Origin of the sequence: Microbacterium sp. (assembly GCF_031178525.1) — a bacterium.
Lineage (GTDB): Bacteria > Actinomycetota > Actinomycetes > Actinomycetales > Microbacteriaceae > Microbacterium.
In genome coordinates this window covers 1-7,896 of the sequence record NZ_JAPSJA010000120.1, presented here as the reverse complement: position 1 = coordinate 7,896, position 7,896 = coordinate 1, and the positions used below count along the sequence as shown (strand labels likewise).

The following is a 7,896-nucleotide window of genomic DNA, read 5'->3' as shown; positions in this document are numbered from 1 at the left end:
GCGGCCGGGCGGTCGCCCTCCCACGTCGGGGCGTACAGCACCACCGTGCGCTCGTCGGGCGTGTACGGCAGCTCGCCCGAATAGTGATCCGCCTGCGGCCGGCCGATCTCGATCGTGCGGCGATCCAGGTCGAAGTCCCACAGTGTGCGGCTCAGACGCTCGCGCGCGGCCTGACCGGCGATCAGCGCGTAGTCGTACGCCTTGTACTGATTGGTGGTCATGTACATCTTGTCGGACTCGCCGTGGTTGATGAACACGTGCCAGCGCTCGCCGTACCGGAACATCTGGAAGTTGCGCGTGTTCTGGTTGACGTACAGGACGATCCGGATGTCCTGCTCGTCGAGGTAGCGCTCGATGTCACGCACGCCGGGCAGGTAGGCGACCGGCAGCTGATCGTCCTGCAGGATGGCCGCCGCACCCGTCGCGTTGCGCGCCAACACGACGACCGGGTGCGTGTGCGCGAGCTCGGCGAGCGGCCGGTACCACTGGCGCAGCTGGTACATGTTCACGGCACCATCGGCGAAGTACACGGCGATGCGGAAGCTGCGCAGCGCATGGGGCGGCCGACTGGCGATCGCACGCGCGATCTCCTGCTTGGCCTGCCGGGCTGCGAGGGCCTTTCCGACGAGTTCCGCGGCCTTCTTGACGTCCCTCGCGATGCCCATCAGACAAGCCTAACCGGGGTCTCTCGGGCTCCCCGTGGGATGATTGTCGAATGCGTAACGATCCCGCCGAGCGGCCGTCGTCGCCGCGGGAGCGACCCCGACGCGACGCGCCCGCGGTGCCCGACGGCTCTGGAGTGTCCTTCGTGATGCCGGTGCTCAATGAGGCCCGCTACCTGCGCCGAGCGGTCGAGACCGTGCTCGAGCAGGAGGTGCACGGCCCGGTCGAGGTGGTCCTCGCTCTGGGCCCTTCGAGTGACGGGACGACGGAGCTCGCGCGCCAGCTCGCGACCGAGGACGACCGGATCGTGCTCGTCGACAATCCCGCCGCCGACATCCCCGTCGGCCTGAACGCGGCCATCCGGGCGAGCTCGCACCCCACGATCGTGCGCGTGGACGCGCACTCGGAGCTGGCGCCGGGCTACGCGGCCCGCGCCCTCCGGACGCTTGCGCGCACCGGCGCCGGCAATGTGGGCGGCGTGATGAGGGCCGACGGTCGGACGCCGTTCCAGCGCGCGGTCGCCCGCGCCTACAACTCGCGCGTCGGGCTGGGTGGCGGCGCGTACCACGGCGGCGCGGACGAAGGTGAGGCCGAGTCCGCCTACCTGGGCGTGATGCGCCGCGCCGTGCTCGAGGAGGTCGGCCTGTTCGACGAGTCAATCCGTCGCGGCGAGGACTGGGAGCTCAACCTCCGGATCCGCTCGGCCGGCTACCGCGTCTGGTTCGATCCCGCACTGTCGGTCACCTACTGGCCGCGGGAGAGCTGGCATCGCCTCGCGCGGCAGTTCCTCGCCACCGGAACGTGGCGCGGCGAACTCGTGCGCCGCTACGGGCTGCGTAACTCGCTGCGGTTCTTCGCACCGCCCGCGCTCGTGCTCGCGGTCGTGCTGAGCATCGTCGTCGGCATCCTGCAGGCGACGGGAGCGCTCGGCGGCCTGTGGGCGGTCCTGCACCTCCCGGTGCTGGCGTACGTGCTCCTGATCCTGGCCGTGGCGATCGGGCCCGGCGGCGGCTCCGGCATGCGCGACAAGCTGTGGACGCTCGCCGTGCTGCCCACCATGCACCTCTCATGGGGAGCGGGCTTCCTCGGCGGCCTGCTGCGTGGCGCCCACGACACGGTCGACACCTCGCGCCTGGCCGGCCGGAACACGCCGCTGCCGTAGCCGCCTCAGCGGCTCACGTAGCCGCTGTCGAGGATGCGGGCGACGACGCGCTCCGCGGCCCGGCCGTCGTCTCGCGCGTTGAAGCGCGCCGTCCACTTCGCGTAGCGCTCGGCGTGCTCGGCCGGATCAGCGGCGAGCGCGGCGACGAGCTCGTCCTGCGTGCGCACGAGCGGACCCGGAGCGTGCGCCGCGAGGTCGAAGTAGAACCCCCGCAGCTCGCCGCGGTAGTGCTCCATGTCGGGCACGAGGAAGTACATCGGCCGGCCTGTCACGCCGTAGTCGAACATCACGGACGAGTAGTCGGTGATGAGCGCGTCGGCGGCCAGCAGCAGCGGAGCCGTGTCCGGATAGCCGGTGACGTCGATCACGCGCGCTCCGGCGGCATCCTGCCCGGGGATGAGCGTCCGGGAGTGTCCCCGGACGAGCACCACGCCGCCGGTCGCCGCGGCGAGCGCCGCGGGATTGAGGTAGTCGACGATCTCCTGCCGGTCGTCGCGCCACGTGGGGGCGTACAGCAGCACGCGCTCGTCCGGCGCGATGCCGAGCTCGGCGCGCGCGGCGGCCGCGTCGCCCGTGCGCAGCACGTCGTTGCGGGGGTAGCCCTCCACCCACAGCGGCCGACCGAAGAAGGCGTAGGCCTTCCGCAGGATGCGCGCCGCATACGGGTTCTGCGCGAGCAGGACGTCCCAGCGCAGCGACTCCTTGATGACCGCGCCCGCACGCCTGGGGTCGAAGCCGGGACGATGCAGCGCGAGGCGCTTGAGCGGCGTGCCGTGCCAGGTCTGCAGTACCTTCTGCCCCTTGCGGCCGGCGTAGCGGCGGCGCAGCCAGTCGTTCACGACGAGCAGTCGCGCGACGCTGCGGGCGCGCCACCACTCCGGGCTGCCCTCGGCGACGGCGATCGCCCCGTCGGGCACGCGCACCGAGAGGTCCACGACGCTCCAGTAGCGGATGACGCCCGGCGCCACGCGCGCCAGCTCGCGGTCGATCGCGAGCGGGTTGCAGCCTGCACCGCGGCCGTAGAAGCTCTCGAAGAACACCGCGTTCTCGAGCGGGGCATCATGGTCGACGTAACGCCGCTCGAGCGCTCCCTGCGCCTCCGCGTCGTCGTAGATCGGGTCGATCGGCGGGCCGATCTCGAGCCGGTCGCCGCGCAGACTCGCACGCATGCCGTGCAGCAGCCGCAGCGGGAGCTGGACGTCGACCTCGGCGCCCTCGATCTCGACGCGATACTCGCCCGACGGGAGCGGCAGCTCGGGTCCGCCCCACCGCGCGGCGCGCAGCGGGAATCGCGCCGTCCACGTCTTGCCGCCGCCCGTCACGCGCGCGGTCGTGCGCGCCCGGCGCCCGGACAGGACCCCCGACGCGGGCCGGGCGCCCGTGCCCCGGATCACCAGCTGCGCACCGGCCGCGTCGAAGGCCGCCGTGGTCTGGGCTGTCATGTCGTCTCGCTTCGCTCGCTCGATGGGTCGCCTGCGGATGATCTCTCGGAGTTCCTCGTGCGGGCCGCGATCGCCGCGTACACGCGCTCGGCGCTGCGGCCGTCGCGGAAGGCGTGCACCCGAGCGCTCAGGTCGCGCGAGCGCCGGATGCGCTCGGCCGCCACGGCCTCGTCGCCGAGCAGCGCGTCGAGCTGCGGCAGCAGCGCGGCCCACGTCGTCGCCACGTCGCCGCCCGCCACGTCGCGGTACGCACCGTAGAAGCCGCGTCGGCGGGCGTACGCGGCGACGTCGGGCGCCAGGAACAGCACGGGCAGCGGCACGAGCGCGACGTCATAGACGAGCGACGAGTAGTCCGTCACGAGCGCGTCCAGCCCCGGCAGCGCCCGCGTGACATCGGGGAGCAGGTCGGCGTCGAGCGCACGCACGCGGCGCACCCCGGCGGGCGGGGCGTACTCCCCCGCTCCCAGCCGATGCGAGCGCACGAGCAGCACGGCGTCGTGCCGTGCGAGCGTCTCGTCGATCGCGCGCCAGTCCTCCTCGCCGGGCACGGCGGGATCCGGTTCCCCGTCGCGCCAGGTGGGCGCGTACAGCACGAGGCGCGGCTCGCCGGGCGGCAGATCCGGGATCAGCCGCCGGATCAGCATCCGCGCGAACCCGCGCCGCTCATCCGACGTGCCGCGCGAGAGCGCGTCGACGCGCGGCTCCCCGGTCACGACGATCCGGTCCTCCGGCAGCCCGAACGCCGACTCCAGACGCCCGCGCACGAGGTGCGAGGCGGCGGGCAGGACGTCGATGCGCCGCGACGACAGCCGGTACAGGAAGCCGAGGGCGCGGCTGACGAGCGGCGCCGCGAACCGCACGGGGCTGCGCAGGGTCTCGGGCGCGTCCAGGCCGATGCGCTTGAGCGGGATGCCGTGCCACAGCTGCGCCACGACCGGCCGCCCGGCCACTCCCCCGCTGATCGCATAGGGGTTCACGTCGCCCAGCCCGTACGCGACGACGATCACGCCCGCGCGGGCCGTCGCCCAGAACCCCGCCGGCGACGACGCGCGCAAGGTCGGGATGCCGAGAGCCGCCGCATCCTGCGCGTGACGCGGATCATCCGTCAGCCACACCGCTTCGCGCCCGTTGTCCGCGGCGACGCGCCACAGCTCGAGCGGCCCGTCGCCGATGCCGGCGCCGCAGCCGAAGACCCAGCGATCCGTGCGCGGGACGAAGAGCGTGATGAGGCGCCCGAGCGCGTAGAGCGGGATTCGCGCGATCTTCCGGGCGTTGCCCGCGCCGAAAGAGAAACCCACCCCGCCAGAGTAGCGGGGTGGGTGCTCTTCGCTTTCCGCAGCGGCGCGGATCGGACGCCTACTGCTCCAGGTCGCCCAGGGTGACCTCGACCGTGCGGGTCTCGCCGTCGCGGACGTAGGTCAGCGTCGCGTCGCTGCCACCGGCGACGGCACGCACCTGCGCCGTCAGGTCGACCGCGTTGCCGATGCGGACGCCGTTGAACTCCGTCACGATGTCCCCCTCGCGCAGGCCCGCCTCCTCGGCGGCGCCGCCCTCGGTGACCTGCGCGATGAGCGCACCGGCCGTGGTCGCGTTCTCGTCCACGCTCGACGGCTGAACGCTGGCGCCGAGCAGGCCGTGCGTCGCGGCGCCGTTCTCGATCAGCTCGTCGCTGATCCGCTGGACGATGTTGGACGGGATCGCGAAGCCGACGCCGATCGATCCGGACTCCTCGCTGCCGCCGGCCGACGCGATCGCCACGTTGATGCCGATCAGGCGTCCCTGCGAGTCGACGAGCGCCCCGCCGGAGTTGCCGTGGTTGATCGCGGCATCGGTCTGGATGACCGAGATCGAGATCGACTCGCTCGGCGTGTTCTGCTCGGGCAGCCCGTTGTCGAAGCGGAACGGGCTGTCCTCCTCCTCCGGCGAGGGCTGCGCCTCGTCTCCCGAGTCGGGCGCGGCCGCCGACGCGATCTCGATGCTGCGGCTCAGCGCGCTCACGATGCCGGTGGTGACGGTGTTCGACAGTCCGAGCGGCGCACCGATCGCGGCCGTCGTGTCGCCGACGTTGAGCTTCGCCGAGTCGGCGAACTCGATCGGCGTCAGGCCCTGCGCGTCCTGCAGCTTGATGACCGCCAGGTCGTACGTCGGGTCGGTGCCGACCACCTCGGCGCCGTAGATCCGGCCGTCCGCGTCGGTCACACGGATCTGCGGTTCAGCGGTAGCGCCGCCGAGCGTCACGACGTGCGTGTTCGTGACGACGTAGCCGTCCTCGCTGATCACCACGCCGGATCCGCTGCCCGCCTGCGAGCCGTCGCTGACGTCGATCGTGACCACGCTGGGCAGCACCTCGGTCGCGATGGCGGTCGCCTCGTTGACCGACCCGGGATTGTTCACCGTGATGTTGGAGGGGCCGGTGGCCGAGCCCGCCGCGACGGTGCCGCCCGCGAGCTGGTCCTGGAGGGCGGATCCGCCCATGCCCGCCGCACCGCCCACCAGTGCCGCCGCCACGAGGAGTGCGGCGACCTTGCCCGCGCCGCCCTTGCGGCGGGTGTCGGCGCGCTTGTCGTGCTCGGCGCCCACGGCACCCATCCGGAACTGCGGCGGCAGCGGCTGCGTGGCCTGGGTCTGCGCCGGGCCCGGCTGGTGCGCCGCGTGGCCGAAGGCATGGCCCTGCGGCGCGCCGTAAGGCTGTCCGCCGTACGACTGGTCGCCGGCGGGCTGACCCGGTGCCGGAAAGTGTGGCTGCGGGATCGCGCCGAGGGGCGCGCCGTACGAAGGCGCCGGCGGGCGCGGGGGGATGTGCAGATCCTGCGGTGCGCGGTATTCGCCCGCCTGCGTCGCGGGGTCCTGCGTCGGCGCCGGATCCTGCGCGGCGCCGGTCTGCGAGGTGTCGGTCTCGTCGGAACGCTCGTTGGTCATCGCTGCTCCTTCTTCAAGCCCTTACAGCGTCGCGCCGGTTTCTTTGTGAGCGCTATGACGACCGTAAGCCGTCTGTGTGACTTCCGGCTCCGGATCGCCGGGATCGCGCCGGTAGCCTGGCGGCATGCACCCCCAGTTCCCCGGCGCCTGGCGCCGCACGGCAGCCGGTGCGGGGCTGCTCCGCTCGGACGGATCCGTCGGCAGCACGATCTTCGCCGAGATGTCCGCTCTCGCCGCGAGCACGGGCGCCATCAACCTCGGTCAGGGCTTCCCCGACGAGGACGGGCCCGCGGAGGTGCTGGAAGCGGCGCGCGAGGCGATCGCGCGAGGCGAGAACCAGTATCCGCCGGGCATCGGCATCCTCGATCTGCGTGAGGCGATCAGCGAGCATCAGCGCCGCTTCTACGGCCTCGAGATCGACCCCGCCACCCAGGTCGTCGTGACGGCCGGCGCGACCGAGGCGCTCGCCGCGACGCTGCTGGCGCTCGTGGACGCACCGGACGACGAGGTCGTCGTGTTCGAGCCGTACTACGACTCGTACGCCGCATGCGTCGCGCTCTCGGGGGCGAGGCTGCGCACCGTGCCGCTGCGCTGGCCCGATTTCCAACCGGATCTCGACGAGCTCGCGACCGTCGTGAACGACCGGACGCGCGTGATCCTGCTCAACAACCCCCACAACCCGACGGGCGCCGTGTTCGATCGCGCGGTGCTCGAGGAGATCGTGCGGCTCGCGCACGCGCACGACGCGGTGATCCTGACCGACGAGGTCTACGAGCACCTGTCCTTCGGCGCCCCGCACACGCCCATCGCGACGCTGCCGGGGGCGTGGGAGCGCACGCTGAGCGTCTCGTCGGGAGGCAAGACGTTCCGCACGACGGGCTGGAAGACCGGCTGGGTCACGGGCCCGGCGGCGCTCGTGACCGCCGTGAACACGGTCAAGCAGTACCTGACGTTCACGAGTGGGTCGCCGTTCCAGCCCGCGATCGCGGTCGGTCTGCGGCTGCCGGACGCGTTCTTCCGCGGACTCGCCGAGGAGCTGCGGCACAAGAGCGACATTCTGGGCGCCGGCCTCCGCGCGGCGGGGCTCGCGGTGTCGCCTCCGCGCGGCTCGTACTTCACGCTCGCCGACGCCGCCCCGCTCGGCGCGACCGACGCGGACGACTTCTGCCGCGGCCCGCTCGCGGAGGCCGACGTGGTCGGGGTGCCGATCACGGCCTTCGTCACGCCCGAGCGCCGCGCCGACTACGCCACGTTCATCCGCTTCGCCGCGTGCAAGCGCGTCGAGGTGCTGGACGAGGCGGCCGCGCGCCTGGCCGCCCTGGCCCGTTAGCGCGGAACGACGCGATATCGCCGCAGCTCGAGCGCGGGGTTCACGCGGCGGACGTTGCGGATCGTGTCGCGATCGGCCCAGCCGACCGTCACGTCCGTCGCCGTGCCGATCGAGGCGACCGTCACGCCCAGCGGATCGATCACGGCCGAGTGCCCGACGCCGAGCGTGGGCGGATGATCCGCGGCCGCGACGTACATCGTGTTCTCGATCGCGCGCGCCGCGAGCAGCGTCGTCCAGTGGTGCTCCTTGAGCGGCCCCCGCACCCACTCCGCCGGCACGAGCGCGACGTCGGCGCCCGCGTCGGCAAGGGCGCGTCCGACCTCGGGGAAGCGCAGGTCGTAGCAGGTCATCAGCCCGAATCGCAGGCCGCCCGCCTCGAA

The 7,896-nt window shown here is 72.7% G+C and carries 6 protein-coding genes and 1 pseudogene; 2 read left to right on the top strand and 5 right to left on the bottom strand.

What is annotated here, in order from left to right; genetic code table 11:
* Positions 1-665: pseudogene (locus RIF89_RS08880) on the bottom strand (hypothetical protein); the annotation flags it as partial.
* 146 nt (positions 666-811) lie between these two features.
* Between RIF89_RS08880 and RIF89_RS08875 the strand changes: the two are divergent.
* Positions 812-1,825, top strand: coding sequence for a glycosyltransferase family 2 protein (locus tag RIF89_RS08875; protein ID WP_309068762.1), 1,014 nt, complete (start codon positions 812-814; stop codon positions 1,823-1,825).
* 5 nt (positions 1,826-1,830) lie between these two features.
* On the opposite strand, the gene RIF89_RS08870 is transcribed toward RIF89_RS08875, so the two are convergent.
* From RIF89_RS08870 to RIF89_RS08860, 3 genes are read right to left on the bottom strand one after another with little or no spacing between them, the layout of a single operon-like run.
* Positions 1,831-3,267 (bottom strand): CDP-glycerol glycerophosphotransferase family protein, encoded by a 1,437-nt coding sequence (locus RIF89_RS08870; RefSeq protein ID WP_309068761.1) that lies wholly within the window; start codon positions 3,265-3,267, stop codon positions 1,831-1,833.
* Entirely contained in the window at positions 3,264-4,565 is a 1,302-nt protein-coding gene (locus tag RIF89_RS08865) for a CDP-glycerol glycerophosphotransferase family protein (RefSeq protein WP_309068760.1), read from the bottom strand. The genes RIF89_RS08870 and RIF89_RS08865 overlap by 4 nt, the downstream gene beginning before the upstream one ends.
* A gap of 58 nt (positions 4,566-4,623) precedes the next feature.
* Complete coding sequence (locus RIF89_RS08860; protein WP_309068759.1) at positions 4,624-6,186, bottom strand: trypsin-like peptidase domain-containing protein; 1,563 nt, start codon at positions 6,184-6,186, stop codon at positions 4,624-4,626.
* Between the two features lie 124 nt (positions 6,187-6,310).
* Here RIF89_RS08860 and RIF89_RS08855 point away from each other — a divergent pair, with 124 nt between their 5' ends.
* Positions 6,311-7,516, top strand: coding sequence for an aminotransferase class I/II-fold pyridoxal phosphate-dependent enzyme (locus RIF89_RS08855; protein ID WP_309068758.1), 1,206 nt, complete (start codon positions 6,311-6,313; stop codon positions 7,514-7,516).
* Here the strand turns inward: RIF89_RS08855 and RIF89_RS08850 are convergent.
* Positions 7,513-7,896 (bottom strand): nitrilase-related carbon-nitrogen hydrolase (locus tag RIF89_RS08850; protein WP_309068757.1); only part of this gene is annotated, 384 nt, incomplete at its 5' end. The genes RIF89_RS08855 and RIF89_RS08850 overlap by 4 nt on opposite strands.

Excerpts from the sequence above, each read along its gene's own strand:
- RIF89_RS08875 (WP_309068762.1), top strand. The coding sequence starts at position 812 with ATGCCGGTGCTCAATGAGGCCCGCTACCTGCGCCGAGCGGTCGAGACC.
- RIF89_RS08870 (WP_309068761.1), bottom strand. The coding sequence starts at position 3,267 with ATGACAGCCCAGACCACGGCGGCCTTCGACGCGGCCGGTGCGCAGCTG.
- RIF89_RS08860 (WP_309068759.1), bottom strand. The coding sequence starts at position 6,186 with ATGACCAACGAGCGTTCCGACGAGACCGACACCTCGCAGACCGGCGCC.
- RIF89_RS08855 (WP_309068758.1), top strand. The coding sequence starts at position 6,311 with ATGCACCCCCAGTTCCCCGGCGCCTGGCGCCGCACGGCAGCCGGTGCG.